This is a genomic window from Massilia sp. 9I (assembly GCF_902506415.1).
Lineage (GTDB): Bacteria > Pseudomonadota > Gammaproteobacteria > Burkholderiales > Burkholderiaceae_D > Telluria.
In genome coordinates, this window is the sequence record NZ_LR733275.1 from 1082667 (window position 1) to 1109487 (window position 26821).

26 protein-coding genes are annotated in these 26821 nt (G+C 65.8%); 12 read left to right on the plus strand and 14 right to left on the minus strand.

The genetic code is table 11. The annotated features are described in order from the left end of the window. Positions 1-199 precede the first annotated feature (199 nt). The 6 genes from GV068_RS04845 to xapA form a co-directional block, all read right to left on the minus strand. Complete coding sequence (locus GV068_RS04845) at positions 200-604, minus strand: cytidine deaminase (protein ID WP_159696256.1); 405 nt, start codon at positions 602-604, stop codon at positions 200-202. Positions 605-612: 8 nt separating this feature from the next. Next, a complete protein-coding gene (gene deoA, locus GV068_RS04850) occupies positions 613-1935 on the minus strand; it encodes a thymidine phosphorylase (RefSeq protein ID WP_159696257.1) in 1323 nt (440 codons plus the stop codon). 79 nt (positions 1936-2014) lie between these two features. Further along, positions 2015-4393, minus strand: a complete 2379-nt coding sequence (locus GV068_RS04855) for an aldehyde dehydrogenase family protein (RefSeq protein ID WP_373888406.1) — start codon at positions 4391-4393, stop codon at positions 2015-2017. A gap of 17 nt (positions 4394-4410) precedes the next feature. Beyond that, positions 4411-5367: a deoxyribose-phosphate aldolase gene (gene deoC / locus GV068_RS04860; RefSeq protein WP_159696258.1), complete on the minus strand. Its 957-nt coding sequence runs from the start codon at positions 5365-5367 to the stop codon at positions 4411-4413. Next, positions 5364-6557, minus strand: coding sequence for a phosphopentomutase (locus tag GV068_RS04865; protein WP_159696259.1), 1194 nt, complete (start codon positions 6555-6557; stop codon positions 5364-5366). The genes deoC and GV068_RS04865 overlap by 4 nt, the downstream gene beginning before the upstream one ends. Before the next feature lie 18 nt (positions 6558-6575). Continuing rightward, positions 6576-7421, minus strand: a complete 846-nt coding sequence (gene xapA, locus GV068_RS04870; protein WP_159696260.1) for a xanthosine phosphorylase — start codon at positions 7419-7421, stop codon at positions 6576-6578. A 292-nt stretch (positions 7422-7713) separates the two neighbouring features. On the opposite strand from xapA, the gene GV068_RS04875 reads away from it, so the two are divergent. The 4 genes from GV068_RS04875 to GV068_RS04890 all read left to right on the plus strand — a co-directional run bounded on the left by GV068_RS04875 (position 7714) and on the right by GV068_RS04890 (position 12104). Next, a complete protein-coding gene (locus tag GV068_RS04875) occupies positions 7714-8832 on the plus strand; it encodes a carbohydrate kinase (protein ID WP_159696261.1) in 1119 nt (372 codons plus the stop codon). A gap of 2 nt (positions 8833-8834) precedes the next feature. Continuing rightward, positions 8835-9755, plus strand: coding sequence for a pseudouridine-5'-phosphate glycosidase (locus tag GV068_RS04880; RefSeq protein ID WP_159696262.1), 921 nt, complete (start codon positions 8835-8837; stop codon positions 9753-9755). Between the two features lie 9 nt (positions 9756-9764). After that, entirely contained in the window at positions 9765-10673 is a 909-nt protein-coding gene (locus GV068_RS04885; protein WP_159696263.1) for a LysR family transcriptional regulator, read from the plus strand. Positions 10674-10742: 69 nt separating this feature from the next. Next, positions 10743-12104 carry a S41 family peptidase gene (locus tag GV068_RS04890; RefSeq protein WP_159696264.1) on the plus strand — a complete coding sequence of 454 codons (1362 nt, stop codon included), beginning with the start codon at positions 10743-10745 and terminating at the stop codon, positions 12102-12104. Between the two features lie 6 nt (positions 12105-12110). Here GV068_RS04890 and GV068_RS04895 read toward each other — a convergent pair whose 3' ends face one another. Then, positions 12111-12320, minus strand: a complete 210-nt coding sequence (locus GV068_RS04895) for a hypothetical protein (RefSeq protein ID WP_159696265.1) — start codon at positions 12318-12320, stop codon at positions 12111-12113. A 212-nt stretch (positions 12321-12532) separates the two neighbouring features. Between GV068_RS04895 and GV068_RS04900 the strand changes: the two genes are divergently transcribed. After that, complete coding sequence (locus GV068_RS04900) at positions 12533-12940, plus strand: hypothetical protein (RefSeq protein ID WP_229463752.1); 408 nt, start codon at positions 12533-12535, stop codon at positions 12938-12940. 60 nt (positions 12941-13000) lie between these two features. Here the strand turns inward: GV068_RS04900 and pcp are convergent, their stop codons facing one another. From pcp to GV068_RS04920, 4 genes are all read right to left on the minus strand, one after another. Beyond that, positions 13001-13645, minus strand: a complete 645-nt coding sequence (gene pcp / locus GV068_RS04905) for a pyroglutamyl-peptidase I (RefSeq protein WP_159704603.1) — start codon at positions 13643-13645, stop codon at positions 13001-13003. Next, positions 13645-14598, minus strand: a complete 954-nt coding sequence (locus GV068_RS04910; RefSeq protein WP_159696266.1) for a DUF979 domain-containing protein — start codon at positions 14596-14598, stop codon at positions 13645-13647. The genes pcp and GV068_RS04910 overlap by 1 nt, the downstream gene beginning before the upstream one ends. Continuing rightward, positions 14595-15287 (minus strand): DUF969 domain-containing protein, encoded by a 693-nt coding sequence (locus GV068_RS04915; protein WP_159696267.1) that lies wholly within the window; start codon positions 15285-15287, stop codon positions 14595-14597. Before GV068_RS04915 ends, GV068_RS04910 begins: the two co-directional genes overlap by 4 nt. A 70-nt stretch (positions 15288-15357) precedes the next feature. After that, the gene (locus GV068_RS04920) at positions 15358-15660 is read right to left on the minus strand and encodes a YciI-like protein (RefSeq protein ID WP_159696268.1); all 303 of its coding nucleotides are present in this window, start codon (positions 15658-15660) and stop codon (positions 15358-15360) included. A 127-nt stretch (positions 15661-15787) separates the two neighbouring features. Between GV068_RS04920 and GV068_RS04925 the strand changes: the two genes are divergently transcribed. The 7 genes from GV068_RS04925 to GV068_RS04955 all read left to right on the plus strand — a co-directional run bounded on the left by GV068_RS04925 (position 15788) and on the right by GV068_RS04955 (position 23025). Then, positions 15788-16324, plus strand: coding sequence for a DUF2231 domain-containing protein (locus GV068_RS04925; protein WP_159696269.1), 537 nt, complete (start codon positions 15788-15790; stop codon positions 16322-16324). Between the two features lie 119 nt (positions 16325-16443). Then, positions 16444-17415 (plus strand): alpha/beta hydrolase, encoded by a 972-nt coding sequence (locus GV068_RS04930; RefSeq protein WP_159696270.1) that lies wholly within the window; start codon positions 16444-16446, stop codon positions 17413-17415. Between the two features lie 362 nt (positions 17416-17777). Then, positions 17778-18782: a BMP family protein gene (locus tag GV068_RS04935; protein ID WP_159696271.1), complete on the plus strand. Its 1005-nt coding sequence runs from the start codon at positions 17778-17780 to the stop codon at positions 18780-18782. 92 nt (positions 18783-18874) lie between these two features. After that, positions 18875-20404 carry an ABC transporter ATP-binding protein gene (locus GV068_RS04940; protein WP_159696272.1) on the plus strand — a complete coding sequence of 510 codons (1530 nt, stop codon included), beginning with the start codon at positions 18875-18877 and terminating at the stop codon, positions 20402-20404. 2 nt (positions 20405-20406) lie between these two features. After that, positions 20407-21492 (plus strand): ABC transporter permease, encoded by a 1086-nt coding sequence (locus GV068_RS04945; protein ID WP_159696273.1) that lies wholly within the window; start codon positions 20407-20409, stop codon positions 21490-21492. Between the two features lie 3 nt (positions 21493-21495). After that, positions 21496-22461: an ABC transporter permease gene (locus tag GV068_RS04950; protein WP_159696274.1), complete on the plus strand. Its 966-nt coding sequence runs from the start codon at positions 21496-21498 to the stop codon at positions 22459-22461. A 201-nt stretch (positions 22462-22662) separates the two neighbouring features. Continuing rightward, positions 22663-23025, plus strand: coding sequence for a hypothetical protein (locus tag GV068_RS04955; protein WP_159696275.1), 363 nt, complete (start codon positions 22663-22665; stop codon positions 23023-23025). A gap of 33 nt (positions 23026-23058) precedes the next feature. Here GV068_RS04955 and GV068_RS04960 read toward each other — a convergent pair whose 3' ends face one another. From GV068_RS04960 to GV068_RS04970, 3 genes are all read right to left on the minus strand, one after another. After that, positions 23059-23919: a MipA/OmpV family protein gene (locus GV068_RS04960; protein ID WP_159696276.1), complete on the minus strand. Its 861-nt coding sequence runs from the start codon at positions 23917-23919 to the stop codon at positions 23059-23061. Between the two features lie 95 nt (positions 23920-24014). Continuing rightward, positions 24015-25076: a S1/P1 nuclease gene (locus tag GV068_RS04965; RefSeq protein WP_159696277.1), complete on the minus strand. Its 1062-nt coding sequence runs from the start codon at positions 25074-25076 to the stop codon at positions 24015-24017. A gap of 27 nt (positions 25077-25103) precedes the next feature. Beyond that, entirely contained in the window at positions 25104-26798 is a 1695-nt protein-coding gene (locus GV068_RS04970) for a bifunctional UDP-sugar hydrolase/5'-nucleotidase (protein ID WP_229463754.1), read from the minus strand. Positions 26799-26821 lie beyond the last annotated feature (23 nt).

The window sequence follows — 26821 nt, forward strand, 5'->3', positions numbered from 1 at the left end:
TTCATGCATTGCACAGTCATTCCAGCGATTACACGTCCGGATTGCGGTGTTGCTGTTGAGAAGGATCAGGCACTTGACCACCGGAATGGAAACGGTGACGCGCATTCGGAAAATTCCGAAAAAAAAAGCGCTGCCGCGTCTTCCGCGAACAGCGCTTTCTTGAACAGCGTCGCGAGACGCCGCCGATCTTACTTGTTCATTACTTGTTCAGGTCCCAGCCGCCGAAGCCGTTCGGCAGCTGCTCGGCCGCGGTGGTCTCGAACAGGTCGCCCTTCAGGTTGGTCAGCACCACCGGCAGCGCATTGCCGCCCAGTTCCAGGATCACCTGGCGGCAGGCGCCGCACGGGGCGATCGGGCCGTCGGTCTGGCCGATCACGGCCAGCGCGCTGAAGTCGCCCGGCTTGTAGCCTTGGGCGATCGCGCTGAAGAAGGCGGTGCGCTCGGCGCAGTTGCACAGGCCGTAGGAGGCGTTTTCCACGTTACAGCCGCGGAAGATGCGGCCATCCTTGGCTTCCAGCGCCGCGCCCACCTTGAAGTTCGAGTACGGGGTGTAGGCCAGTTCGCGTGCGGCGCGGGCTTCGTCGATCAGTTTGTCGTATTTCATCTGGAGCCTCAAGGACGGATGGTCTTGTAGATCATTGGCTCGGCCGCTGCTGTTTCAGCACCGATCTGGTAAGCCGCCTGCACTTGGCGCACCGCTTGCTCGGCAGCGTCCTGGGTACGTGCGTGGACCATCGCCAGCGGCTGGCCGACCGCGATGCTGTCGCCCAGTTCCACCAGGTTGGTGAGGCCGACGGCGAAATCGATCGTGTCCTGTGGACGCACGCGCCCGCCGCCCAGTGCGACCACGGCCAGGCCCAGGCCGCGGGTGTCGACGGAAGTCGCGAAGCCTGCCTGCAGGGCGGGCGCCGGCACGATGACCGGTGCGGTCTCCAGGTGCGCGTCCGGCTTGTCCATCAGGTCGGCCGGGCCACCGAGGGCTGTGACCATGCGCGCGAAACGCTCGGCCGCTTCGCCCGAATCGAGCGCTGCCTGCAGCTTGGCGCGGGCTTCGCCTTCGCCCGCGGCGATGCCGGAGATGACCAGCATCTCGGCGCACAGCGCCATCGTCACTTCATGCAGGCGCGCCGGGCGCGACTTGCCGGTGAGGTAGTCGATCGCGACGCGCACTTCGACGGCGTTGCCGGCGGCGTGGCAGAGCGACTCGTTCATGCCGGTCAGGATTGCCGAGGTGCGGGTGCCCGCGCCGTTACCGACGGTGACGATGCTCTCGGCCAGCTCCACCGATTTTTCGTAGCTCGGCATGAAGGCGCCGCTGCCGACCTTCACGTCCATCACCAGCGCGTCGAGGCCCGCCGCCAGCTTCTTGGACAGGATCGAGCCGGTGATCATGGCCACCGATTCCACAGTCGCCGTGGTGTCGCGGATGCTGTAGAAGCGCTTGTCGGCCGGCGCCAGCTGGGCGGTCTGGCCGATGATGGCCACGCCCACGTCCTTGACAACCTGGCGGAATTTTTCCGGGTCCGGCACCGTGCTGTAGCCGGGGATCGAATCGAATTTATCCAGGGTGCCGCCGGTGTGGCCGAGGCCACGGCCGGAGATCATCGGCACGTAGCCGCCGCAGGCCGCGATCATCGGGCCGAGCATGAGCGAAACCACGTCGCCGACGCCGCCGGTCGAGTGCTTGTCGACCACGGGACCCGGCAGGTCCAGCGATTTCCATTCCATGACCAGGCCGGAATCGCGCATCGCCAACGTGAAGGCGACACGTTCGTCCATGGTCATGTCGTTGAAGTAGACGGCCATCGCGAAGGCAGCGATCTGGCCTTCGGTGGTGCTGCCGTCCGGGATACCGCGCACGAAGAACTGGATCTCTTCGGCGCTCAGGATGCCGCCGTCACGCTTTTTGCGGACGATTTCTTGGGGGAGGAACATAGTAGCCTTTCAAAACGTCGGTGGGCGGGGCCACCAGGCCCTCGGCCTGATGGGCCCCGCCCACCGTACAAAAACTCAATCAGACGCCGTACGGAATCCAGACGTTCTTCACCTGGCTCGCGTGCTGCAGCACGGTGCGGCCGCAGGCCTGCTTGGCGTCGAACCAGTCACGGCCCTTGGCGCCGCCGACCCAGGTACGCTTCAGCGATTCGCTTGATAAGCGCTCCACTTCCGCGCAGCCTTCCGCCGAACCGTCATGACGCCACACGGCGTCCACGTCCGAATGCGACGCCAGCGTGCGCGCCAGTTCCGATGCCGAGCCGGTGACGATGTTCAGCGCACCACCCGGCAGGTCCGAAGTGTCCAGCACCTGGTACAGGTCGGTCGCCGACAGCGGCGCCGTTTCCGACGGCACGGCGATCACGCGGTTGCCGAGCGCCAGCGCCGGGGCCACCAGCGAGATGAAGCCCAGCAGCGGGTTCTCGTTCGGGCAGATGATGCCGATCACGCCGACCGGTTCGTTCAGGGCCACGGTGATGCCGTGCATCGGCGGCTGGTGGGCCTGGCCGTCGTACTTGTCGCACCATGCGGCCCAGTAGAACAGGCGCTCGATCGAGGCTTGCACTTCGCGTGCCGCATCCTTGGCGCCGGTCTGCGCGGCGATGCGCTGGGCGAATTCGTCGGCGCGGATCGCCAGGTTCTCGGCGATGTAATACAGGACTTGCGCGCGGTTGTGCGCGGTAGCCTTGGACCAGCCGGACGCCTTGTGCGCCGCTTCCACGGCGTTGCGGATGTCCTTGCGGTTGCCTTCGCCGACGTCGGCCAGGAAGGCGCCGTTGGCGCCATTGATCGCGCGGCTGTAGGCGCCGTCAGGGCGGGCTTGTTTGCCGCCGATGTACAGCTTGGCGGTGCGGTCGACGGCGAAAGGGCTGCCCTCGTCCGATGCCTTGATGCGGCCCTTTTCAGGCGCGACCGGGGCTGCTGGACGTGCGTCTTCCGACAGCGGGGTCAGGTACTCGTACATGCCCTCTTTGCCGCCTTCGCGGCCGAAGCCCGATTCCTTGTAGCCGCCGAAGCCGCAGGCTGCGTCGAACTGGTTGGCGGCGTTGATCCACACCACGCCTGCCTTGATCTGCGGCGCGACGTCCAGCGCCAGCGAGATCGATTCCGACCACACGCAGGCGGCCAGGCCGTACACGGTGTTGTTCGCCAGCTGCACCGCTTCCGACGGAGTGCGGAAGCTCATCGCCACCAGCACCGGGCCGAAGATTTCGGCTTGCGCCACGGCGGCCGAGGTCGAGGCGCCGGTGATCAGGGTCGGCAGGTACCACGAACCGCTGGTCGGCGCTTCGCAGGCCGGCTGCCAGACTTCGCAGCCTTCGGCGCGGGCCGATTCCACCAGGCCGTGGATGCGCTGCTGCTGGATCGGATCGACCAGCGCGCCGATGTCATTCGACTTATCCAGCGGCGAGCCGACGCGCAGGTTCTGCATGCGGGCCTTGACCTTGGCGATGAAACGGTCGTAGACCGATTCCTGCACCAGCAGGCGCGAGCCCGCGCAGCAAACCTGGCCCTGGTTGAACCAGATCGAATCGACCAGGCCTTCCACGGCCGCATCGAGGTCGGCGTCGTCGAACACGATGAACGGCGACTTGCCGCCCAGTTCGAGCGACAGCTTCTTGCCGGTGCCTGCAGTCGCCTTGCGGATGATGCGGCCGACTTCGGTCGAGCCGGTGAAGGCCAGTTTGTCGATGCCCGGATGGTTGACGATGGCTTCGCCCACGGCGCCGTCGCCGGTGACGATGTTAACCACGCCACTAGGGACGCCAGCCTGCTGGCAGATCTCGGCGAACAGCAAAGCGGTCAGCGGCGTGAACTCGGCCGGCTTGAACACGATGGTGTTACCTGCGGCCAGGGCCGGCGCGATCTTCCATGCCAGCATGAGCAGCGGGAAGTTCCACGGCACGATCTGGCCAACGACACCCACGGCGCGGTAGTCGGCGAATTCTTCCTGTTGCAGCTGGGCCCAGCCGGCGTGGTGGTAGAAGTGGCGTGCGGCCAGCGGCAGGTCGGCGTCGCGGGTTTCGCGGATGGTCTTGCCGTTGTCCAGGGTCTCGAGCACCGCGAACAGGCGCGAGTGCTTCTGCAGCAGGCGCGCCAGCGAATACATGATCTTGGCGCGGCCATGGCCGCCCAGCGCCACCCAGCCCGGCTGCGCGCGGCGCGCGGCCTGCACGGCGCGCTCGACGTCATCGGCGGTCGCCTGCGTCACCTGCGCCAGTTCGCTGGCGTCGGCCGGGTTACTGGTGGCGAAGGTGCTCGCCGCCTCGGTCCAGGCGCCGTCGATGAACAGTCCGAAACGGCGTCCATGCTGGTCCAGCCACGCGTTCGCTTCCTTGGTGCTTTCTGGTGCGGGGCCGTAATCCATAGTCTGAAGAATCTCTTTAATAGTTGGCATGACGAATCCGTTGCTGTTTATGGTTGCGCGTGGCGATGGGCGGCCGAGTAGTTGCCGGTCACGTAGTGTTCGAGCTGGCGTTCGATGTCGGTCATCAGGCTCGATGCGCCGATGCGGAACAAGTGCGGCTGGAGCCAGTCATTGCCGAGTTCTTCCTTCATCACGGTCAGGTACTGCAGTGCGGCCTTGGCGGTACTCACGCCGCCGGCCGGCTTGTAGCCGACCTGGAAGCCGGTCTGCTCGTAGTAGTCGCGGATCGCACGGGTCATCACCAGGGAAACCGGGATGGTGGCGTTGACGCCTTCCTTGCCGGTCGATGTCTTGATGAAGTCGGCGCCGGCCATCATGCAGACCATCGAGGCCTTGGCCACGTTGTCCAGGGTGACGATGTCGCCGGTGGCAAGGATCGCCTTGACGTGCGCTTCGCCGCAGGCCTGGCGGTAGGCAACCATCTCGTCGTACAGGGCTTGCCAGTTACCGGTCAGGACGTGCTGGCGGGTGATCACGATGTCGATCTCGGTCGCGCCGGCCGCCACCGAGAGTTCGATCTCGCGCAGCTTGGTTTCCAGGCTCGAGAGGCCCGCCGGGAAGGCGGTCGACACCGCGGCGATCGGCAGGCGGCCCTGCAGGATCTTGACGGCCGGGGTGATCATCTCGTGGTACACGCAGACGGCGCCGGTGGTGAGCGATTCCAGGCCCAGCGCCTGCATCAGGTCGGTGCGCAGCGGGCGCATCGCCTTCATGCACAGGCGCTCGACGCGGCCCGGGGTGTCGTCGCCGCCCAGGGTGGTCAGGTCCATGCACTCGACGGCGCGGACCAGCCAGGCAGCCTGGTATTCCTTCTTGACGGTACGGCGGTTCGCCAGGCTGGCGGCGCGGCGGTCAGCCGCGTTGCGGTTCACCTTGACGTGCTTGACCAGGCCGAGGTCGAGGCCGACGGCGGTGTTACGTTTGAAATCCAGGGGCTGGGTCATAGCAGTGCGGTTCCGTTCGAAAGTGGTTTGACGCCAAGGTGCTTGGCGAGCGTTGCGCCGATATCCGAGAAGGTGTTCGCGGTCGGCAGTTCCTGCGGAGCGACGTTCGGGCCGAAGAAGATCATCGGGATGTGCTCGCGGGTGTGGTCCGAGCCCGGCGCGGTCGGGTCGCAGCCGTGGTCGGCGGTGATCACGACCAGGTCGCCATCCTTCAGCTTGGCCATGAATTCCGGCAGGCGCGCGTCCAGTTCGTGCAGCGCGTTCGAGTAGCCGGCGACGTCGCGGCGGTGGCCGAAGTGCATGTCGAAGTCGACGAAGTTCACGAAGGTCAGCGACTTGCTCGGCGCGGTGTCGGCCACTTCGACCAGGCGGTCGAACAGGGCCATGTTGTCGGCGCCCTTGATCAGCTGGGTCACGCCCTGCGCCGCGAAGATGTCGCTGATCTTGCCGAGGGCGATGACTTCACCGCCTTCGTTTTTCACGTGATCCAGCAGGGTCGGTGCGGTCGGCGGCACGGCGTAGTCGTGGCGGTTGCTGGTGCGCTTGTACTTGCCGTTCTCGCCCAGGAAAGGACGCGCGATCACGCGGCCGATGTTGTAGGGCTTGACCAGCTCATACGCTGCTTCGCAGACTTCGTACAGGCGCTCGAGGCCGAAGTGCTCTTCGTGCGCGGCGATCTGCAGCACCGAGTCGGCCGAGGTGTAAAGGATCGGCTTGCCGCTGGCGACATGCTCGTCACCGAGTTCGTCGATGATGGTGGTGCCCGAGGCATGGCAGTTGCCCAGCCAGCCCGGCACGCCCGTCAGTTCTTGCAGCTTGTCGGTCAGCTCTTTCGGGAAGGACGGCACGGTTTTCGGGAAGTAGCCCCAGTCGAACAGCACCGGCACACCGGCGATCTCCCAGTGGCCGCTCTGCGTGTCCTTGCCGGTCGACTGCTCGCGTGCGGCGCCCCAGGCGCCCTTGAAACCGTCGCGCTGGCTGAAGCCCGCGGCCCATTCGCCGCTGGCCTTGTGCGCAGCGGCAGCCAGGCCGAGGCTTTCCAGGTTGGGCAGCGCCATCGGCTTGCCCTCTTTCGCCGCCCAGGCGGCGATGTGACCAAAGGTGTTACTACCTGCGTCGCCGTATTTGTCGGCGTCGGGCAAGGCGCCCAGGCCGAACGAGTCAAGCAGAAGAATGAATGCGCGTGACATGGAATCGCTCGCTATAGATTAATTGGCTTCGCTGCGCGGGATCGCACCCAGGCGCTCGACGAAGCCGTGGATCAGATTGACCAGGTCCTTGGCCGCGATCGCGGCGTACTTCAGGGTCTGCTCGTGCGACAGCGGGAACGGGGTCAGGCCTTCGGCCAGGTTGGTGATGGCCGAGATGCCGGCGACCTTCAGGCCGCAGTGGCGCGCCGAAATCACTTCCGGCACCACCGACATGCCGACCACGTCGGCGCCGAGCGCCTTGAATGCGCGGATCTCGGCTGCCGTTTCGAAGTTCGGGCCCGGGCAGGCCAGGTACACGCCTTCGTTCAGGGTGATGCCCTTGCTTGCTGCGGTTTCCTTGATCAGGGCGCGCAGCTCGGCGTCGTAGGCATTGGCCATGCTGAAGAAACGCGGGCCGAAGCGCTCGTCGTTCGGGCCGGCCATCGGGCTGCCCGGCAGCAGGTTGATGTGGTCGTTCAGGACCACGACGCTGCCCGCATCCACTTCAGGACGCAGCGAACCGGCGGCGTTCGTCACCAGGAGCATCTCGCAGCCGATCAGTTTAAAAGTGCGCACGGCGGAGGTCATCACGGCCGCGCCATAGCCTTCGTAGAAGTGGCCACGGCCCTTCATGCACACCACCGGCACGCCGGCCAGGGTGCCCAGCACCAGCTCGCCGGCGTGGCCGTGCACGGTGCTGATCGGGAAGCCCGGCAGGTCGGCGTAGCTGATCGAGACCGCATCAAGCATCTGCTCGGCCAGCACGCCCAGGCCCGAGCCCAGGATCAGTGCGGCGCGCGGTGCGAAACCGGGCTTGCGGGCCTTGATGACTTCTGCTGCTTCGAATGGGGTATTGCTGAACATGGTCGTCCTTGTGTGCGGAATCGGGAGATGGTGTGAGGAGGCTGGCACAGCAGTTGCTACAGAACAGTAAGCAAGGGGCACATATCAGCCGGAATATTATAACTATGCATGAGGGCCGATATGTATGGCAAATACCATTTTTCTTCTCGATTTATTTGTTTAAAAAATAAATGAACCGGTGTATTGTTGACATGCAGATACAGGATGCCAAGATTGTTTTGACACTTACAAAACATTTATCTAGTATCAATGAACATTTGTTTATACCGACCATCACTCACTGCCTACGACCGTGACCGAGCTGCCAAAAAAAGAACAGTTGTACGAGCTGATTCGCGCGAACCCTTTCATTTCGCAGCAGGACCTCGCCACCCAGCTGGGGCTGTCACGCTCGGCCGTGGCCAATTACATCGCCACCCTGGTGCGTGAACGCCGCATCCTGGGGCGTGCCTACGTGCTGCCGGACCAGCGCCCGATCCTGTGCATTGGCGCTTCCAACCTGGACCGCAAGCTGCGCACCGCGGCCAAACTGGTGCTCGGCACCTCGAACCCGGCGACGCAGGACGAATCCTTCGGCGGCGTGGCGCGCAACATCGCCGAGAACCTGGCGCGCCTGGGGGCGCCCACGGCATTGATCACGGCGGTCGGCAACGACGCCTCCGGCCGTGCCCTGCTCGCCCATGCCGAGGACGCCGGCATCGACACCCGCGGCGCGCTACGCCTGGACGGCGTCAGCAGCGGTACCTACACCGCGGTGCTGGACCGCGACGGCGAGATGGTGGTGGCGCTGGCCGACATGGCGCTCAACGACAAACTGAGCCCGGCCTTCCTCGCCACCCGCCAGCAGCAGCGCGCCAGCGCGGCGCTGGTGGTGGCCGACCTGAATCTCCCACGCGACACCATCTCTACCCTGCTGGACGATGCGGTGCGCGACGGCGTCCCGCTGGTGCTGGTCGCAGTCTCGGAACCGAAGATGGTGCGCCTGCCGCACAACCTGCTCGGCCTGCGCCTCCTGATCGTCAACGAAGGCGAACTGGCGGTGCGGGTCGGCCGCAGCCTGGAGAGCGACGCCGCCATCGGCGCGGCTTGCGCCGAAGTCCAGCGCCAGGGCGTGCAGGACGTGATCGTCACGCGCGGCGCGCGCGGCGTCATGTATACCTCCCCCGCGGGCGTGATGCGCCTGGATGCGCCGGCGGTCGACGTGGTCGACGTCACCGGCGCCGGCGACGCCTTTGCCGCCGCCGTCTGCTGGTCGCTGCACAGCGGCGAGGCCGACCTCGGCCTGGCCTGCCGCCGCGGCCTGCAGCTGTCCGCCATGACCATCGAGTGCGAGCAGACCGTCTGCCCGACGCTCGAACCCGGCCATTTCGATGGCCTTGGAACCAAACTCACCGAATCCGTACTGGACTGACCATGCAATCCTTCCTCCTGTTCTCGCCCGAAGTCGCCAGCGCGCGCGCTGCCGGCAATCCCGTCGTGGCGCTCGAATCGACCATCATCTCGCACGGCATGCCCTACCCGCAGAACGTGCAGACCGCGCGCGAAGTCGAAGCGGTGATCCGTGACGCCGGCGCCGTGCCGGCCACCATCGCCATCATCGACGGCAAGATCTGCGTCGGCCTCTCGGAAGAACAGCTGGAGCTGCTGGGCTCCTCCCCCGAGGCCATGAAGGTCAGCCGCCGCGACCTGGCCTACGTGCTGGCGCAGAAGCGCCTCGGCGCCACCACCGTGGCCGCCACCATGATCTGCGCCCAGCTGGCCGGCATCGAAGTGTTCGTCACCGGCGGCATCGGCGGCGTGCACCGCGGCGCTGAGACCAGCTTCGACATCTCGGCCGACCTGCAGGAGCTGGCCCACACCAGCGTTGCCGTCGTGTGCGCCGGCGTGAAGTCGATCCTCGACATCGGCCTGACCCTCGAATACCTGGAAACCCACGGCGTGCCGGTGCTGAGCGTCGGCCAGCCCGGCTTCCCGGCCTTCTTCACGCGTGACAGCGGCTTCAAGGCCGACTTCCAGCTCGATACGCCGGAAGAACAGGCGGCCTTCATCCGCACCAAGTGGCAGCTCGGCCTGCAGGGCGGCGTGGTGGTGAGCAATCCGGTCCCGGGCGAATCAGCGATGCCGGCCGCGGAGATCGACGCCATCATCCAGCAGGCGCTGGGCGAGGCCGACCGGCAAGGCGTGAAAGGCAAGGCGGTGACGCCCTTCCTGCTGGCCCGCATCAAGGAGCTGACGGAAGGCCGCAGCCTGGCCACCAACATCGCCCTGGTCAAGCACAACGCCCTGGTCGGCGCGCGCCTGGCCGTGGCCCTGAACGCCACGCCGGCGACGTAAGCAAGCGCCATGTCGATCGACCTGAAACAGCTGCGCTACTTCCTGGCGGTGGCCGAAGAGAAAAGCTTCTCGCGCGCCGCCGAACGCCTGCACATCTCGCAACCGCCGCTGAGCCAGCAGATCATGAAGCTGGAAAGCGAACTCGGGGTGCGCCTGTTTACCCGCACCACGCGCAGCTTCGAGCTGACGGTGGCGGGCAAGGCCCTGATGCTGGAAGCGGCCGAGCTGCTGGCCAAGATGCGCATGACGATCGACACCATCCGCCAGATCGACCGCGGCGAAGTGGGCCGCCTGCGCGTGGGCATCGTCGGCTCGGCGATGTGGGGCCCCATCCCTGCCTTGCTGGAGCAGTTCCAGAGCCAGTATCCGCGCGTGACCTGGACCATCCACGAACTGGGTCCGAACGACCAGTGGGAAGCGCTGCGCGCCAAACAGATCGACGTTGGCTTCTGGCGCGAGCCGCGTATCGAGGCGGACGTGCTGAAGCAGGCCGGCCTGCGCCAGGACCTGTGCTCGCGCGAGAACGTGTGCGTGGCGATCAGCGAGAAGCATCCGCTGGCGCAGAATGATGCGATCGAACTGATGGACATCGCGGACGAGCCGATGCTCACCCTGCACCTGGACCAGTCGGCCGAGCCGCGCTACCTGATCCAGTGCTGCGTGAACGCGGGCTTCCAGCCCACCATCTTCCAGGAAGCGGCCGAGCCCCAGACCCTGCTGGCCATGGTCGGCGCCGGCCTGGGCGTGGCCCTGCTGCCGCAGACCACCAGCCGCATCGGCTGGCCGGGCGTGCGCTTCCTGCCGGTCCGGACCGATCCGCCTTCGGCCAATCTCTATATTACCTACCCGGTGGAGGGCGATGCGCCCGTGGTGCGGGCCTTCCTGAACATCCTGTTCCCGGAAGAGACGCCGGCCTGAAGGCGCCGCGCTTACAGAATTTTACGTCAGACAACGTCGGCTAACACAGCGGCGGCGCAGAATCGGGCCATGAACCGATTCCCTCTCGCCGCCCTCTTCTTCTGTCTCGCGGGCGCCGCCCATGCCGGCGAACAGACCGTGACCGTCCCCGCCAAAGCGCTGGACCAGCTGCTGTCGACCTATGCCCTGATCAAGGCGCAGTATGTCCAGCAGCCCGACGACGCCAAGCTGCTCGGCGCCGCCCTCAAGGGCATGCTTGCCTCGCTCGATCCGCATTCCCAATACCTCGATCCGGACGCCTACGCCGAGATGGCACAGGAACGCGACGGCGACTACGTCGGGATCGGCATCGCAGTGGAGCCCGCGGCTGACGCGCTGGCCGTGCTGTCGGTGAGCGAAGGCTCCCCCGCCGCGCTGGGCGGGATCAAAGGGGGCGACAGCATCGTCGCCATCGATGGCAAGCGCCTGGCCGGCATGCGCGAGCAGGAGCTGGCGAAACGCATGCGCGGCCTGCCCGGCAGCACGGTGAAGATCGGCTTTCGCCGCGGCGGCGCCGGACCGGTGCGCACGGTCGCCCTCGAGCGCACGGCCTTGAAGGCGGACACCGTCCGCACCAGCATGCTGGCGCCGGGGGTGGCCTGGATCCGCATTTCCGAGTTCGAAGAAAACACCGCCGCAGACCTGGCCGCCGCGCTGGCGGCGCTCGACACGGCGGGCAAGCCAGGCGGGCCGCAAGGCATCGTGCTCGACCTGCGCAACGATCCAGGCGGCGCGGTGCAGGCTGCCGTGGGCGTGGCCGGGGCCTTCCTGCCGCAGGGAGCAGTGGTATTCTCGGCTCGCGGCCGGGCCGCGGGCGCCGACAGCAGCGTGACGGTCGACCAGCGTTTCTACCGCACTCCCGGCGAACCCGACGTGCTGGCAAGCCTGCCTTCCTGGACCCGCACGGTCCCGCTGGTGGTGCTGGTGAACGGCTCCTCCGCTTCTTCCGCCGAGCTGCTCGCCGGCGCATTGCAAGACCACCGGCGCGCGACCGTGGTCGGTACGCGCAGCTTCGGGAAGGGTTCGATCCAGACGGTGTTCCCTCTGGCCGACGGCGGCGCCGTCAAGCTGACCGTCGCGCGCTACTTCACGCCGAACGGCAGGGATATCCAGGCCAGCGGGATCGAGCCCGACATCGTGGCGGCGCCGCGCAAGGACCGGAGCGGCGCGCCGCGGCTGCTGTTGCGCGAATCGGACCTGGAGCACCATCTGGAAACCACCCTGCCGGCGACGGCGCAGTCGGACCGTGGGACGGTCGAGAATTCGCGCACGTTCGGGACGCGTGACGATGCGGCTCTGGCCGCTGCCATCGAGCAGCTGGCGCCCAAACCGGGGCTGATGGGCAGGGCCAGCGCGCTGCTGCACAAACTGGGCGCGAGGGCCAAGCTGTAAGCTTCGCTACTGGCGCTTGATTTCGACTGCCACGGTGTTGAGCGAAGCGATCTGGTGGCGGCGTTCCACTGGGCGGGTCAGCACCCGCATCGTGATGTCGAGGGGGACGCCGAGCTTGGCAAGTTCGGTGGCGGCACGCGGCCGGCCTTCGCTGGCGGCCTCGTGAATCGCGGCGTCGATGAGCAGTGCGGTCTTGTAATCAGTTCGTCGGTCCATTGATTCATCCTAACATCCCCTCTGCACGCACTCCAAGGCACACGCCCTTTAACAAAACTAATTGCAACAGTCGCGCCGATTAATTTTGTTTGGAATGCAATATTTTCTTTATTCTGCGTTACTTCGCGCACCGTTCTCAGCCAGCAACTGGTGCAAACTCTTGTCAAAAGATGAACAACAACCTCATTAAAACCTTTTACAAGGAGCACACCATGAAAACCACCGCTACCGTTTCCGCCCTGATGCTGGCTGTTGCCATGATGGCCACCGGCTGCAAGAAAGCCGACAACGATCCAAGCACCGGTCCTGCTCAGGAAGCCGGCGCCGCGATCGACGCAACCGCAGCCGCCGCTGCGCAGAACACCAAGGAAGCCGCTCAGAACGTCGAGAACGCGACCGAAAACGCAGCCGCACGCGTTGACGCCGCTGCCGACCGCGCCGGCGAAAACATCGAGCAGGCAGCCGACAAGGCCGGCCAGAACATGCGCGAAGCTGGCGCCGAGGTCAAGCAGGAGTCGAAGGAAGCCGCCGCCGAAGTCCGCGCAGCATCGGACAAGGTCGGCGACAAGACCGGCGCCGCCCTGGAGCGCGCTGGCGAGAAACTGCAGGAAAAGCGTTAATCGCTTGATTGCCTGACCGGGGCCGCGCGCCCCGGCACGTGGCGCAGCCCGGCGGGCGGCTCAGTGAGTTGCCCCGCCGGCCTGCGCCACGTCGCGCTCCACCGTCACTGCCGTCTCCACTGCCGTCATGATGCCCAGGATGATGTCGTCCAGCGCCATCGCCGGCGGATCGTCCGGCCGCGCCTCGGCCTGCTCCGGCAGGAAGGGCACGTGGATGAAGCCCGCCTTCACCGGCTTACCTGCCGTGTGATGCATCAAGCCGTAGAAGACGTGGTTGCACACGAAGGTGCCCGCGGTCTGCGACACGCCCGCCACCAATCCTTTGTCGCGCATGGCCGCCACCATTGCCTTGATCGGCAAGGTGGTGAAGTACGCCGCCGGTCCGTCTTCGCGGATCGCGCGATCGACCGGCTGCTGGCCGGCGTTGTCGAGGATCGAGGCGTCGTCGACGTTGATCGCCACCCGCTCCACCGAGATCTCGGCGCGCCCGCCGGCCTGGCCGACGGCGATCACGATGTCCGGCTGCAGTTCGTCCACCATGGCGGCCAGCTGCTCGTTGGCCGCGCCGAACACGCAGGATAGCTGGCGCACCTCGACCCGGAACCCCTCGCCGCTCCAGCCCTCGAGCGCGCGCACGGCCTCCCAGGCCGGGTTGATGGTGGCCTTGTTGAAAGGCTCGAAACCAGTGAGCAGGACAGTTTTCATCATTGGTTCATCAGGAAGTAGAGCAGGAAGATGTTCGCCACCAGCAGCGGCAGCGCGGTCGGGATCTGGGCCCGGATCACGGCGTTCTTGTCGGGCAGGTCGAGCAGCGCGGCCGGCACGATGTTGAAATTCGCCGCCATCGGCGTCATCAAGGTACCGCAATAGGCGCTGAACATGCCGATCGCCGCCATCACGGCCGGGTTGGCGCCATAGACGCCGACCAGCACCGGGATGCCGACGCCGCCCGCCATCACCGGGAAGGCGGCGAAGCCGTTGCCCATCACGATGGTGAACAGCGCCATGCCGATGCAGAATACCGCCACCGCCACGAAGCGCGAATCCATGTTGATGTACGAGGTGGTCACGTGCGCCACTGCCTTGCCCACGCCGGCCTCGGTGAACAGCAGGCCGAGCACCGCCAGCATGTGCGGCAGCACGACGGCCCAGCTCATCGCATCGACCAGGCGGCGTGCCTCGCGCACGCCCTGCAACGGCGTAGAGCGCGTCAGCCAGCAGGCCGCGGCGAGCGCGATCAGCGCGGCGCAACCGAGGCTGACCAGGGTCAGGTGCTTGGGGTCGAGCAGCGGCACGCTGCCCACCTGCACGTCCTTGAATAAGGTGGCGCCCAGCATGGTCACCAGCGGCAGCAGTAGCGCCGGGATGAACAGCCGGTTGCCCAGGCGGGAGCTGGACGCGCGGCGCTCTTCTTCCGGCAACACGGCGGCCTTGCCCGCGGTGACGCCCTTGAAGCCGGCGACCAGCGCCATCAGGATCATCAGCGCACCCACCAGCGCCGGCGGAAAGCGTTCTCCCGCCAGGTAGAGCAGTGCGTACAGGCCCCAGAACAGCGCGGTGCTGAAGCGCCGCGGATTGCTACGATCAACCAGGTTCATCGCGGCCACCGCCACGAACAGCAGGCCGACCAGCACGTAGAAAAGTTCGAGCGTGATCATGCTTTGCCCAACTCCCGGCGCAGTTGCGCGTCGAGCCGGCGCAGGTTCCAGGCATGGATGACGAAGGCGGTGATCGCGGTCGGGATGCCCCACAGCGCCATGTGCACCGGATTGACCGCAATGCCCTCGGCCTGCAGGATGGTCTGCATCAGGACGATGGCGCCGAACGCCACGAAGATGTCTTCGCCGAAGAACAAACCGACGTTGTCGGTGGCGGCGGCCATCGCGCGGATGCGGTGGCGCAGGTGTTCCGGCAGGCTGCCGTATTGCGTTTCGGTCGCGGCTTCGGCCATCGGCGCCACCAGCGGGCGCACCATGGTGGGATGGCCGCCCAGGCTGGTCAGGCCGGCCGCGGCCGAGGTCTCGCGCGCGAACAGGTAGACGATCAGGAGACGCCCCGCCGTGGCCGACTTCACCTTCGCGATCGCCGCCTGGGCACGTTCGCGCAGGCCGAAGCGCTCCAGCAGGCCGATGGCGGCCAGCGGCAGCAGCAGGATCAGCGGCAGGTTGCGCGTCTTCACAAAAGCGGCGCCCAGCGACGCCAGGATGGTTTCCACCGGCATCGCGGCGGCGAAACCGGTGACGCCGCAGGCGGCGACCACCACCAGCACGGGGTGGATTCGCAGAAGGAACCCGGCGACGATGACGGCGACGCCGAGCAGCGGCCACAGGTTGACGGAAGTAGGCATGAACTCTCCGGCTCAGTTGAAAGCCGGGCAATCTTACCGCATGTTCCGCGCAGATTTGCTAGCGGAAATTTTAGCCGGGACGGACCGGGTTGAAGGCATCCTCGCCGACCACGGTGTTCCACTGGCGTACGTGGAAGGCGCGCACCAGGCCATGGGTGACGTAAGGATCTCTGGCGGCGAACATCTGGACCCTTTCCGGCGATTCGCAGCTGAACATCAGCACCGCATGGTCGGCGGGTTCGGCCAGCGCGCCGGCGATCACCAGTTCGCCGCGCTCTTGCGCTTCCCAGGCCAGCTTCAGGTGTTCGTCGCGGAATTCGCCGCGGCGTTCGAGGTAATCGGGGGCGAGGTCATACATGAGCAGATAGTGCACGGAGTCTCCGATGGTGGGCGGCGCGGCGGCCGGAATGGACGATCTTACTAGAAGTCCCAAGCGTGCGTTCTTCTACTGCGCCCTATGCCACACTCATCCCGACAGTAACCAACGCCAGGAGCATGCCATGAACAAGATCACCATTGCCGGCCAACCTCTGCATTCGGTCCTGAGCGCGGCGCCGGCCATCCTCATTCCCTTTGGCTTCATCCTTGACGCCATGCACAGCGCCACCGGCGACGAGGACTATGCCAAAGCTTCCTATCTGAGCATGGGCGCCGGCATCGTCGGCGGGCTGGCGGCCAGCGCCGCCGGCGTCGCCGACTACGTGGCCGACAAAGACAAACCCCAGGCCGCCGAAGCCAAGCGCGAAGGCCAGCTGCATGCGGCCCTCACCGGCGCCGCCCTGCTGGTCGGCGCCGCCAACCTGGTGCTGCGCCGCCAGGGCAGCCACGTGCGCGGCGGCTCGCTGGCGCTGACGGCGCTGTCGGCTGCCGGCGTGCTGGCCTCCGAATACCTGGGCCGGCGCATGTCGGGCGAATCAGGCGAACATGCCGAAGCGGGCGTCCACACCGACGACGACAAGGTGCGCATCGACCACACCGCGCCGGACGTCGAGCAGTACGTCGCTGCCGGCCCATCGACGATGCACGCGCCGGAGTAATCGCCCTTCCCCGCTTTGCTGTTGTAATAAGCCAACTGTTCCGCTACTCAGCCGTAACGCTATTCACTTAGCGAAGTGCCGCACAGAACAAACGTTCGCGGCAGGGGTAGACTGGAACCATGGACACTTCTAAGAAAATGGCAGCGGGGATCACGGGTTTCGCCAGCTTTCTCTGGTTGACCCTGACGGCCGCCGTGGCGGCCAACCAGCGCCGCCTGGTGTTCAATCCCTGCATCACCCCGGAAGTCGAAAGCCCGCGCAGCACCGGGCACCGCACCCGCCCCGTCGTCCTGCGCGCCAAGGACGGCACCCGCCTCTCCGGCTGGCTGCTCACCCCGCTCGTTCCCGGTCCACGTCCCGCCGTGATGTACTTCGGCGGCCGCTCCGAGGAAGTGTCCTGGGTCGCGCGCGACGCCGGCAAGCTGTTCCCTGGCATGACCGTGCTGGCCATGAATTATCGCGGCTACGGCCAGTCGCATGGCGTGCCGGAAGAAATCAACATGATCGAAGACGGCTGCACCCTGTTCGACTGGCTCGCCGCCCTCGGCCAGGTCGATGCCGCGCGCATTGCCGTGGTCGGCCGCAGCCTGGGTTCGGGCGTCGCGGTGCAGGTGGCGAAGGAACGCCCGGTGCACTCGGTGGTCCTGATCACGCCCTACGATTCGATCCTCGCCATCGCCAAGCGGCGCTTCCGCGTGATGCCGATCGAGTACATGCTGCGCCACCGCTTCGAGTCGATCAAATACGCGCCCTCGCTCAAGGCCCCGACCTACGTGCTGCGTGCTGCTGCAGACGACGTCGTGCCGCATTCGCACACCGACCAGCTGGTGGGCAAGCTCGCCACGCTGGTGGGCGACGATACGGTACCAAGCTCGGATCACATGAACATCCCCTACCTGGAAGCGACCCAGGCCCTGATCGCCAGCTTCCTCACCCGCCAGTTCGCCAAGCCGGCGGGCACACCCAAGCTGCCAGCCGGCGACGCCCCGCCAATCCAGGCCGAAGTCGGCAAGGAAGTCGGTCCCAAGCCTGAAGTCACAGTCCCCGCGATCGCTGCCGCCGCCGACACGATGAGCGCCGTAGCAAAATAATTGCGCAAAATTGTCAGCAGTTATATTTCCTTGGAATAAATTGCCAAGTAAAATCGTATTTGTCATCAATATGTCGCTTGATGCATATTTGACAGGCTGAGCTGCGTGTATCCAGGCTGTCGAAAGATGCACGGCGTTGCGGCCGTTTTCCGCTCCATTCCTGTTGCATGCAAACTACATGCAAGCGGTCTGTCGAGCGAAACGGTACCGCGATACATTTCGTAACCCCATGCAGGTCTTGAGGCTGACACAATGCGCTTCGCATTGCCCGGCTTCCCTGCGCTGTTGGCAATGCATTGCGCAGCCCGTTCCAGGCTCACTGTTGGGCCGGGTACAATATCGACTTTCCAGGAGCCTCATTCATGAAACTCAAGCAACTCACCATGACCATCGCGGCGCTGTGCGTCGCCGGCAGCGCCGCTGCGGCAGCACCGGCCGCGCCGAAGCTGGGCATGGTCTACGATGCGGGCGGCAAGTTCGACAAATCGTTCAACCAGTCGGCTTTCGAAGGCCTGCAGCGCTTCTCGAAAGAGACCGGCATCAAGGTCTTCGAAGCGCAAGCCAGCAGCGACACCCAGGCCGAGCAGGTGATGCGCGGCCTCGCGCGCAAGAAGCTCGACCTGATCGCCGCCATCGGTTTCTCCCAGACCCAGGCCGTCCAGAAGGTCGCCAAGGAATTCCCGAACGTGCGCTTCGTGCTGATCGACAGCATCGCGCAGGGTAACAACATCAACTCGGTGATGTTCAAGGAACAGGAAGGCTCCTACCTGGTCGGCGTCGCCGCCGCCATGGCCTCCAAGTCGCACAAGCTCGGCTTCGTCGGTGGCATGGACATCCCGCTGATCCGCGCCTTCGCCTGCGGCTACGCGCAAGGCGCCAAGGCCCAGTATCCGAAGTCGGAAATCATCCAGAACATGGTCGGCACCACTGCCGCCGCCTGGAACGACCCGGCCAAGGGCGGTGAACTGGCGCGCGCCCAGTTCGACCGCGGCGTCGACGTGGTCTTCGCCGTGGCCGGCGGCAGCGGCATGGGCACGCTGCAGATGGCCAAGGAAAAAGGCAAGCTGGCGATCGGCGTCGACTCCAACCAGAACTACCTCCACCCGGGCACCATGCTGACCTCGATGGTCAAGCGCGTGGACAACGCCATCTATGAATCCTTCATGGCGCAGAAGAACGGCACCTGGAAACCGGGCGTCACCTACAAGGGCCTGAAGGAAGGCGGCGTGGACTGGGTCCTGGACAAGGACAACCGCAAGGTCGTCTCGCCGGAGATGGAAAAGCGCGTGAACGCCGTGCGCACCGACATCATCAACGGCAAGATCAAGGTCATCGACTACCGCGCCGCGAGCAGCTGCCCGGTCTGATTCACCCATCCCCATTCTGAAGCGCGCCGCGCCGGTGAACCCGGTCCGGCGCGCTTTTGAATGAAGCACACTCACTTTTAATGTTGATCGCAATGCAGCCAGCCGTAGAATTTCGCAACATCAGCAAGGCCTTCGGGGCCGTGCAGGCGAACGCTGACGTCAGCTTCTCGATCGCCAAAGGCTCGATCCATGGTGTGATCGGCGAGAATGGCGCGGGCAAGTCCACCCTCATGAGCATCCTGTACGGCTACTACAATGCCGACAGCGGCCAGCTCCTGATCAACGGGGAGGAACGCCAGATCCGCACCTCGCAGGAAGCCATCGCCATGGGCATCGGCATGGTCCACCAGCACTTCATGCTGGTCGAGAACATGACGGTGCTCGACAACGTCATGCTCGGGACCGAGGGCGGATTCAAGCTGGCTGCCAAGCGCAAGGAAACCGAAGCGCAGCTGCGCGAGATCTGCGCGCGCTACCGCCTCGACGTCGACCCGCTGGCCACCATCCACGACCTGTCGGTCGGCGCCCAGCAGCGCGTCGAGATCCTCAAGCAGATCTACCGCAGCGCCGAGATCCTGATCCTGGACGAGCCGACCGCCGTCCTCACCGCCCAGGAAACCGCTTCGCTGTTCGAGATCCTGCGTCTGTTCAAGGAACAGGGCAAGACCATCATCCTGATCACCCACAAGCTGGGCGAGATCATGGAGATCACCGACCAGGTGACGGTGATGCGCGCGGGCCGCGTGGCCGGCGCCGTCGCCACGAAAGATACCTCGAAGGAACAGCTGGCCAACATGATGGTCGGCCGCCCGATCGAAGGCAACCTGCCGCGCAAGCCTTTCAACCCGGGCGCGCCGGTCCTGCAAGTGAGCGGGCTGCAGCTGGAAGACAAGCAGAAGGTCAAGCTGCTGACCGATATCGACCTCACGGTGCGCGCCGGCGAGATCGTCGCGATCGCGGGCGTGTCCGGCAACGGCCAGAGCGAACTGATGGAAATCCTGTCGGGCATGCGCCTGCCGACTTCCGGCCGGGTCGAATTCCTCGGCAAGGCACTGCCCTACGCCGGCCGCTCGAACGCCGACGGCCTGCCCGCCGTGTTCCGCGATCTCGGCATCGGCCACGTGCCGGAAGACCGCCTGCGCGACGGCGTCATCAAGGATTTCTCGGTGATGCAGAACACCGTGTTCGGCTACCAGGACCGCGTGCGCAACAAGATGGGCCTGTTCGACTTCGACGCCATCGCCAAGCGTTGCGCCCACCTGCTCGAGGCTTTCGACGTGCGTCCCAAGAACCCGGACCTGCGCATTGGCCTGCTTTCGGGCGGCAACCAGCAGAAGGTCGTGATCGCGCGCGAGGTCTCGTCCAGCCCGAAGCTGATGCTGGTCGGCCAGCCGACCCGCGGCGTCGACATCGGCACCATCGAAAGCATCCACACCCAGCTGCTGCGCCTGCGCGACGAAGGCGTGGCGATCCTGCTGGTGTCGACCGAGCTGGAAGAAGTGCGCGCCCTGGCCGACCGCATCGTGGTCGTCTCGAGCGGGCGCATCACCGGTGAACTGAACGTCGACGAATTCGATACCACCCGCATCGGCCTGTTGATGGGCGGGATGCACAAGCACTGATTATGAAAACGACTGAACTCCCACGCTGGGCCTCGGGCTTCGTCCTGCCGATCCTGAACCTGCTGTCCGCGCTGCTGGTCGCTGCGCTGGTGATCCATCTGCTGGGCGAAAGCCCGATCGAATCGCTGCAGATCCTGATCAACAGCGCCGTCATCAATCCGGAAGGCCTGAGCTACACGCTGTTCTACGCCTCCACCTTCGTGTTCACGGGCCTCGCGGTCTCGGTGGCGATGAAGGCGGGCCTGTTCAACATCGGCGCCGAAGGCCAGATGTACCTCGGCGGCCTGGGGCTCACCCTGGCCATGCTGTCCTTCGACGCTTCGCTCTCGCCCTGGCTGCTGATCCCGCTGGCGATGGTGGCCAGCGCCGTGTTCGGCGCCGGCTGGGCCTTCCTGCCCGGCTACCTGCAGGCCAAGCGCGGCAGCCACGTGGTGGTCACGACCATCATGTTCAACTTCATCGCCGCCAGCCTGATGAACTTCCTGATCCTGAAGCTGATCCCGGAAGGCGACCAGAACCCGGCCAGCCGCGTCTTCAGTGAAGCCGCGTGGATGCCGCGCCTGGGCGAATGGTTCCCGGTGCTGGGCGACACGCCCCTGAACATCGGCTTCTTCATGGCGATCGCCGCGCTGGTGATCTATGGCGTGATGATCTCGCGCTCGCCCTGGGGCTACAAGCTGCAGGCCACGGGCCTGAACCAGCACGCCGCCCACTACGCCGGCGTGCGCATCAGCCGCACCATCATCGTCGCGATGCTGATCTCGGGCGCCCTGGCGGGCCTGGCCGCCGTGAACTCGATCCTCGGCTCGACCCACTACCTGAGCCTGAATTTCCCGGCCGGCGCCGGCTTCATCGGCATCGCGATCGCGCTGATGGGCCGCCAGCATCCGGTCGGCATCTTCCTGTCGGCGGTGCTGTTCGGCGCGCTGATCCAGGGCGGCTTCGACCTGTCGCTGGAAAAGCCGAACATCCCGCAGGAGACCTTCATTTTCATTCAAGGCCTGATCATCCTGTTCTGCGGCGCGATGGAGAACCTGTACGCGCCCGCGGTGCTCAAGCTGATCAACGCAACCCGTAGCAAAGGCTAAGCCATGGAAGACTTCCAGTTCGCCAGTATCATCGTCTCCACGATCCGCAATGCGCCGGTCCTGATTTTCGCGGCCATGGCCGGCCTGTTCGCCGAGCGCAGCGGTGTGATCGACCTCGGCCTCGAGGGCAAGATCCTCGCTTCCGCCTTCGTCTCCGCGGGCGTCGCCTACACCTACCAGGACCCATGGATCGGCATCGCCGCCGGCATCCTGGCATCAAGTGCGCTCGCCATGGTGCAGGCCTTCGTGTCGATCACCCAGAAGGGCAACCAGCTGGTCGCCGGCATGGCGATCAACATCGCCATGAGCGGCCTGACCTTCGTGGTGGCCCAATACTTCTTCCAGCAGGGCGGCCGCACGCCGGAGCTGGGCGACGCGCGCCTGACCGATATCGTCCTGCCGGGCACCGCCGCGGTCGCCGACGTCCCCTTCCTCGGCTGGTTCTACGGTCACGTGATCGGCGGCCACTCGGCGCTGGTCTACGCCGCCTTCCTGCTGCTCCCGCTGGTGCACTGGGTGCTGTACCACAGCCGCTTCGGCCTGCGCCTGCGCGCCTGCGGCGAGAACCCGCATGCGGCCGATGCCGCGGGCGTGTCGGTCCAGAAGACCCGCTACACGGCGATGCTGATCGCCGGCGTGCTGTGCTCCTTCTCCGGCGCCTACCTGTCGATCGTCCAGAGCGGCTTCTTCCTGCGCGACATGTCGGCCGGCGCCGGCTACCTGGCCCTGACCGCGATGGTCTTCGGTAACTGGCGCCCGCTGCACACGGTGCTGGGCTGCCTGATGTTCGGCTTCTTCGGCGCGGTGCAGATCCAGATCGAAGGCGTGGACCTGCCGGTGGTGGGCCGCATCCCGGGCTCGCTGATCCAGATGATCCCTTACGTGCTGACCGTGGTCGTGCTGGCCGGCCTGATGGCCAAGTCGGTGGCGCCGAAGGCGCTGGGACGACCCTTCGTCAAGTCACGCTGAGGCTCGATGCCCACAAGAATGGCCTGCTTCCGCAGGCCATTTTTTTTGCCCAAAACCAGCAGCTCTTGCACAGCTTGTTAGCAAATGTGACTACCGTAAGCCTTTGTAAGCCCGGTCAACAAGCCTCATCCGGCAGCCGTTTGATGCTGAGGTGACACGAATAAATGGTCGCCAGAACCGGAACCAGAAAGGATTCATTCCATGAAGAAAGCACTTGCTACCCTGATCGTCGCTCTGTCCGCTACCTCGGCATTCGCCCAGACCACCTCGCCCACCACCGCAACCCCGGCCACGCCGGCAACTCCAGCGACTGCCGCCACCCCGGCTGTCCCGGCTACCCCGGCAACTCCAGCGGATCCGGCCACCCCGATCACCAGCGATACCTCGGGCGGCACCGGCGCCACTTCGGCTACCGCGGCTTCGCCAGCAGTCCCGGCGACTCCGGCTACCGCCGCTACTCCGGCGACTCCGGCAGACAAGACCGACGTCAAGCAGGACAAGCACACCAAGCACGACAAGAAGTCCTCGCAAAAGGATGCGAAGGGCACTTCCACCCACAAGTAATCGCTTCAAGCGCCGTGCGGCCCCGCACGGCGTTTATTGAACGACCGGATCGACCGTCGCGGCCCCGCTGGCGCGGCGGCTCGATCGCTTGAAGGTCCACATCACCCCTACCCCACCCGACACGCCGCTGTCCTTCACGTGCAAAGGACTGTCGCGGTTTGCCGTCCCTTTATAGCTTTCGAAACGCAGATAGCCGAACAGCCTGACATCTTCGTTCAGGCGGCGCGAGCCGAACAGGCCGAGACGCGTCATCAGGAGTCCGGAATCGGCCGCGTAGGCTGGCCGCGTCGCTGTCGCATACTGCGGCGCCACCTCGTAGAAATGGCGGTTGATGCGGCGGTCGCCGATGACCGCCGACAGGTTGGTTTCCAGCGTCCACAGCCCGCGCTCGCCCGCCAGCTCGTAGGCCAGGCGCGGCTCGAAGGTATAGCCGCGCGCATGCAAGCCACCGCGCGCCTCGATCACCGCGCGCAGCGGGAACTCGGCGCGCAGGCGGCGATTGTTGCCCAGGTCCGCCAGCCGCACTTTCAGGCGCGGGCCGAATTCCAGCAACGGGCCCAGGTCGGGCATGCCGGCGCGTTCGTCGACGTCGTCGGAATCGGAAGGCAGGGCGCCGGCGAAGCCGACATCGAGTTCGGCCCGGTCGCTGCTGAACAGGCGCGCGTTGATCCCCGAACGGTCCGCGCGCAGGATCTCGCCCCGGTAGACGATATTCGGAAAGAGCAGCAGACGCGATTCGCGCTCGTCGGAAGCCGGATAGGACGGGGTGGACAGGGCGGCGGCGCCGACGCCGATCTCCCACAGGGGGAGAGACTGGTCGGGACTGGACTGCGCGCTGGCCGCGCTCGAGAGGATCAGGCAGCCGCAGCAGGCGGCCTTGGAAAGAAGGTTCATGGTCTTGGCGTGGGTTCGGGTGAACCCGATTCTATCCAAGACCATGGGCAGGGTGCGCCGCACACGCGCGCCGCACCCTGGGGACTAAACGCGGATCAAGCCTTGTCCGGGAAAATCGCCTGCAGGAGCGCCGCCAGGTTGTAGCCGCCCTTGATCAGCTGGGTCTTGGCGACCGCCGAGCTCGGCACCGGATAGTTCTGCGGCACTTCCAGCGTGAAGGTGTAATAGGTCTCGCCCTTCTTGCCGGTCTGCGGGCTCAGCTTGCCCGGCACCACGTCCTGGTAAGCCAGCTTGGCCGCCACCAGCGCGTCGTCGGCCCACTGGTACGGCCAGGTGATCGGGTCGCCCTTGGCCTTGGCCACCTGCGGATTGCCGGCGATCGCGGCTTCCGCGAACTGCTCCGGGGTCTTGGTCTTGATGCGGCGGAAGGCGTAGTCCACCGTGGTGCTGTCCCAGTAGGAGTGGAAAGGCTTGGTCAGGGCCCTGGGCACGCCTTCGCGCACCGGCGCTGGCTCGCCCGGGCCGATCAGGCCATCGGCCAGCGCGGTGATCTTGGCGTCGTCCAGCAGCAGGTTGTTGCCGCCGCGCGAATCGAAGATCGCGGTCTCGTCGACTTCGGCGTGGGTCTTCGGCACCACGAACTTGCCGTCCTTGCTCACGAAGGCCGCGCCGACGTGCAGCGGCTGGTGGATGTCGCCCGCGAAGTGGGTCAGCAGGATCAGGGCCTGGCGCTTGGTGAACTTGTGCGGGTTCAGCGCAGGATCGGTCTTGCCCTGCAGGACCGCGATGCACTGCTTCAGGGTCTGCACGATGTCCTCGTCCGCCGTACCGACGCCGTGGTCATGGTATTTCTCGAGCTGGAACGGGACGTCGGTGTAGTGGTATTCGCTGTGCTTGGGATTGGCGCCGACGTAGTCGACCATTTCCTGGGTCTGCGGGCCGCAATACGTGCCCTTCACGCAATCGGCCCAGTTGGCGATCGATTCGAGCGTTTCGCCCGGCAGCAGCAAGGCCTGGATCTGCTTCTGGGCAGCCGAGCCCTTGAGCAGCTTGTCGGCGATGGCGCCCACGGCGCGGTGGCCGTCACGGCCCCAGGCGGCGGCGTCGAAGGAGGCGAAGGCGCTGGTCAGCGCCAGCACACAGGCGAGTTTTTTCATGGTCATCCTTGGTTGATACATGGGGCCTTACTTGGCCTTGTTAATACGGGCGGCACTCGGCGCCAGCGCGGCGCCCTGCCCTTCGTTGTTGCGCAGGTAGGCGACCAGGGCGTCGAGGTCCAGCAGGCCAGTCTCGATGCGATTGCTGCCCTTGGCGAATTCCGGGAAGTTGTCGCCGCCTTCAGCCAGGAAGTTGTTGGCAACGATGCGGTAGGTCTTGCCTTCTTCCAGCGGCTTGCCATTCAGGGTGATGGCGCCGACGCGGCTGCCCGCCGGGCGCTTGTCATCCCATGTGTAGCTGAAACCGTTCGACACCTGCAGCATCGCCCCATTGCTCGATTCCGAGCGCCACTGCTGTTCCAGCACGCGGCGGATCTGGGCGCCGTTCAGGTCCATCACCACCAGGGTATTCCCGAACGGGAGCACGGCCTGGGTCTGGCCGAAGGCCGCCACGTTGTCCGGGCCCGCTTCCAGGTCCTTGCGGATGCCGCCTTCATTCATGAAGCCGATCTGCACCCCCATGTTGCGGGTGGCGGCCAGAATGGCATCGGCGATCATGTTCCCGAGCGGCGCTTCGCCGGCCTCGTTCTGCTTGCGCAGCACCGGCGCCGAGGCCAGGCGCGCGATCGGGCGGCTCAGGGCCGCGCGGCTGCTTTCCTTGACCTGCGCGATGAAGGCGACCATCTTCTCGTCGGCCGGGTAGTCGCCCGCCTTCATCAGGACGTTCTCGACCTTGATGTCGCCCACGACGCCCGCGCCCTTCTGCACCTTCATGGCGATGCGGGTCAGCAGGTGGCCATAGGACGAGGCCTGGGTCACGGTGCGGCCGTCGACCTTGCACAGGTAGCCTTCGTGGGTGTGGCCGGTGATGACCAGGCGGATGCTCGGGTCGAGCTTCTTGACGATGTCGACGATCGGGCCATTGAGCTGGCTGCAGCCGGGGGTCATCGGGCTTTCCTTGGTGCGGCCGCCTTCGTGCACCAGGGCCACGATCACGTCGGCGCCCTGGCGGCGCATGTCGGGGATGGCGCGGTTGATGGCCGCGGCCTCGTCGCCGAATTCCAGACCGGCGATACCGGAGGCCATCACCACCGAGCGGGTGTCCTGCAGCACCACGCCGACCAGGCCGACCTTGATGCCCTTGACCTCCTCGATCTTGAAGGCCGGGATAAAGGGCTTGCCGGTGGCGGCGTCGACCACGTTGCCGGCCAGGTAGGTGAAGTTCGCGCCACGGTAATCCTTGCTCATCTGGCAGGCCTTGTCCGCGCGCGGCGAATCGCAGCCGCCGTGCTGCTGGCGCAGCAGTTCCTTGCGGCCGGCGTCGAATTCGTGGTTGCCGACCGCGGAGGCGCGCAGGTTCAGCATATTCATCGCCGCGATGGTGGGCTCGTCCGCCCACAGCGAGGACATCGCCGGGCTGGCGCCGACCAGGTCGCCGGCCGAGACGAACAGCAGGTCCTTGTCCTGCTTGCGCCAGGCCTGCAGCGCGGCCGCCACCGCCTCGACGCCGCCGGCGCGGATCGCGGGCGCCTTGCCGCCGTCGGGATTGGTCGGGGTGTAGCGGCTCGGTTCCAGGTTGCCGTGGAAGTCGTTCAGGGCAACCAGGTTGATCTCGATCGGGCCGCGAAAGGCGGGACCGCTCGGTCCCTGCGTGGCGCATCCCGAGAGCGCAAGGGCAAGCAGCAGGGGAAGGAGTCGGGCGCGTGGAGGAACGGTCATCATATAAACGTCAATACTTGAGGGTG

What these genes read in the sequence shown, in the direction of transcription:
- GV068_RS04940 (WP_159696272.1), top strand. Translation starts at nt 18,875, where the DNA reads ATGCAGCCAGCCGTAGAATTTCGCAACATCAGCAAGGCCTTCGGGGCC.
- GV068_RS04890 (WP_159696264.1), top strand. Translation starts at nt 10,743, where the DNA reads ATGAACCGATTCCCTCTCGCCGCCCTCTTCTTCTGTCTCGCGGGCGCC.
- GV068_RS04945 (WP_159696273.1), top strand. Translation starts at nt 20,407, where the DNA reads ATGAAAACGACTGAACTCCCACGCTGGGCCTCGGGCTTCGTCCTGCCG.
- GV068_RS04925 (WP_159696269.1), top strand. Translation starts at nt 15,788, where the DNA reads ATGAACAAGATCACCATTGCCGGCCAACCTCTGCATTCGGTCCTGAGC.
- GV068_RS04930 (WP_159696270.1), top strand. Translation starts at nt 16,444, where the DNA reads ATGGACACTTCTAAGAAAATGGCAGCGGGGATCACGGGTTTCGCCAGC.
- GV068_RS04970 (WP_229463754.1), bottom strand. Translation starts at nt 26,798, where the DNA reads ATGATGACCGTTCCTCCACGCGCCCGACTCCTTCCCCTGCTGCTTGCC.
- GV068_RS04895 (WP_159696265.1), bottom strand. Translation starts at nt 12,320, where the DNA reads ATGGACCGACGAACTGATTACAAGACCGCACTGCTCATCGACGCCGCG.
- GV068_RS04955 (WP_159696275.1), top strand. Translation starts at nt 22,663, where the DNA reads ATGAAGAAAGCACTTGCTACCCTGATCGTCGCTCTGTCCGCTACCTCG.
- GV068_RS04900 (WP_229463752.1), top strand. Translation starts at nt 12,533, where the DNA reads ATGAAAACCACCGCTACCGTTTCCGCCCTGATGCTGGCTGTTGCCATG.
- GV068_RS04950 (WP_159696274.1), top strand. Translation starts at nt 21,496, where the DNA reads ATGGAAGACTTCCAGTTCGCCAGTATCATCGTCTCCACGATCCGCAAT.
- GV068_RS04935 (WP_159696271.1), top strand. Translation starts at nt 17,778, where the DNA reads ATGAAACTCAAGCAACTCACCATGACCATCGCGGCGCTGTGCGTCGCC.
- GV068_RS04965 (WP_159696277.1), bottom strand. Translation starts at nt 25,076, where the DNA reads ATGAAAAAACTCGCCTGTGTGCTGGCGCTGACCAGCGCCTTCGCCTCC.
- GV068_RS04960 (WP_159696276.1), bottom strand. Translation starts at nt 23,919, where the DNA reads ATGAACCTTCTTTCCAAGGCCGCCTGCTGCGGCTGCCTGATCCTCTCG.
- deoC (WP_159696258.1), bottom strand. Translation starts at nt 5,367, where the DNA reads ATGACCCAGCCCCTGGATTTCAAACGTAACACCGCCGTCGGCCTCGAC.
- GV068_RS04915 (WP_159696267.1), bottom strand. Translation starts at nt 15,287, where the DNA reads ATGCCTACTTCCGTCAACCTGTGGCCGCTGCTCGGCGTCGCCGTCATC.
- GV068_RS04880 (WP_159696262.1), top strand. Translation starts at nt 8,835, where the DNA reads ATGCAATCCTTCCTCCTGTTCTCGCCCGAAGTCGCCAGCGCGCGCGCT.
- xapA (WP_159696260.1), bottom strand. Translation starts at nt 7,421, where the DNA reads ATGTTCAGCAATACCCCATTCGAAGCAGCAGAAGTCATCAAGGCCCGC.
- GV068_RS04855 (WP_373888406.1), bottom strand. Translation starts at nt 4,393, where the DNA reads ATGCCAACTATTAAAGAGATTCTTCAGACTATGGATTACGGCCCCGCA.
- GV068_RS04885 (WP_159696263.1), top strand. Translation starts at nt 9,765, where the DNA reads ATGTCGATCGACCTGAAACAGCTGCGCTACTTCCTGGCGGTGGCCGAA.
- GV068_RS04845 (WP_159696256.1), bottom strand. Translation starts at nt 604, where the DNA reads ATGAAATACGACAAACTGATCGACGAAGCCCGCGCCGCACGCGAACTG.
- GV068_RS04910 (WP_159696266.1), bottom strand. Translation starts at nt 14,598, where the DNA reads ATGATCACGCTCGAACTTTTCTACGTGCTGGTCGGCCTGCTGTTCGTG.
- deoA (WP_159696257.1), bottom strand. Translation starts at nt 1,935, where the DNA reads ATGTTCCTCCCCCAAGAAATCGTCCGCAAAAAGCGTGACGGCGGCATC.
- GV068_RS04865 (WP_159696259.1), bottom strand. Translation starts at nt 6,557, where the DNA reads ATGTCACGCGCATTCATTCTTCTGCTTGACTCGTTCGGCCTGGGCGCC.
- pcp (WP_159704603.1), bottom strand. Translation starts at nt 13,645, where the DNA reads ATGAAAACTGTCCTGCTCACTGGTTTCGAGCCTTTCAACAAGGCCACC.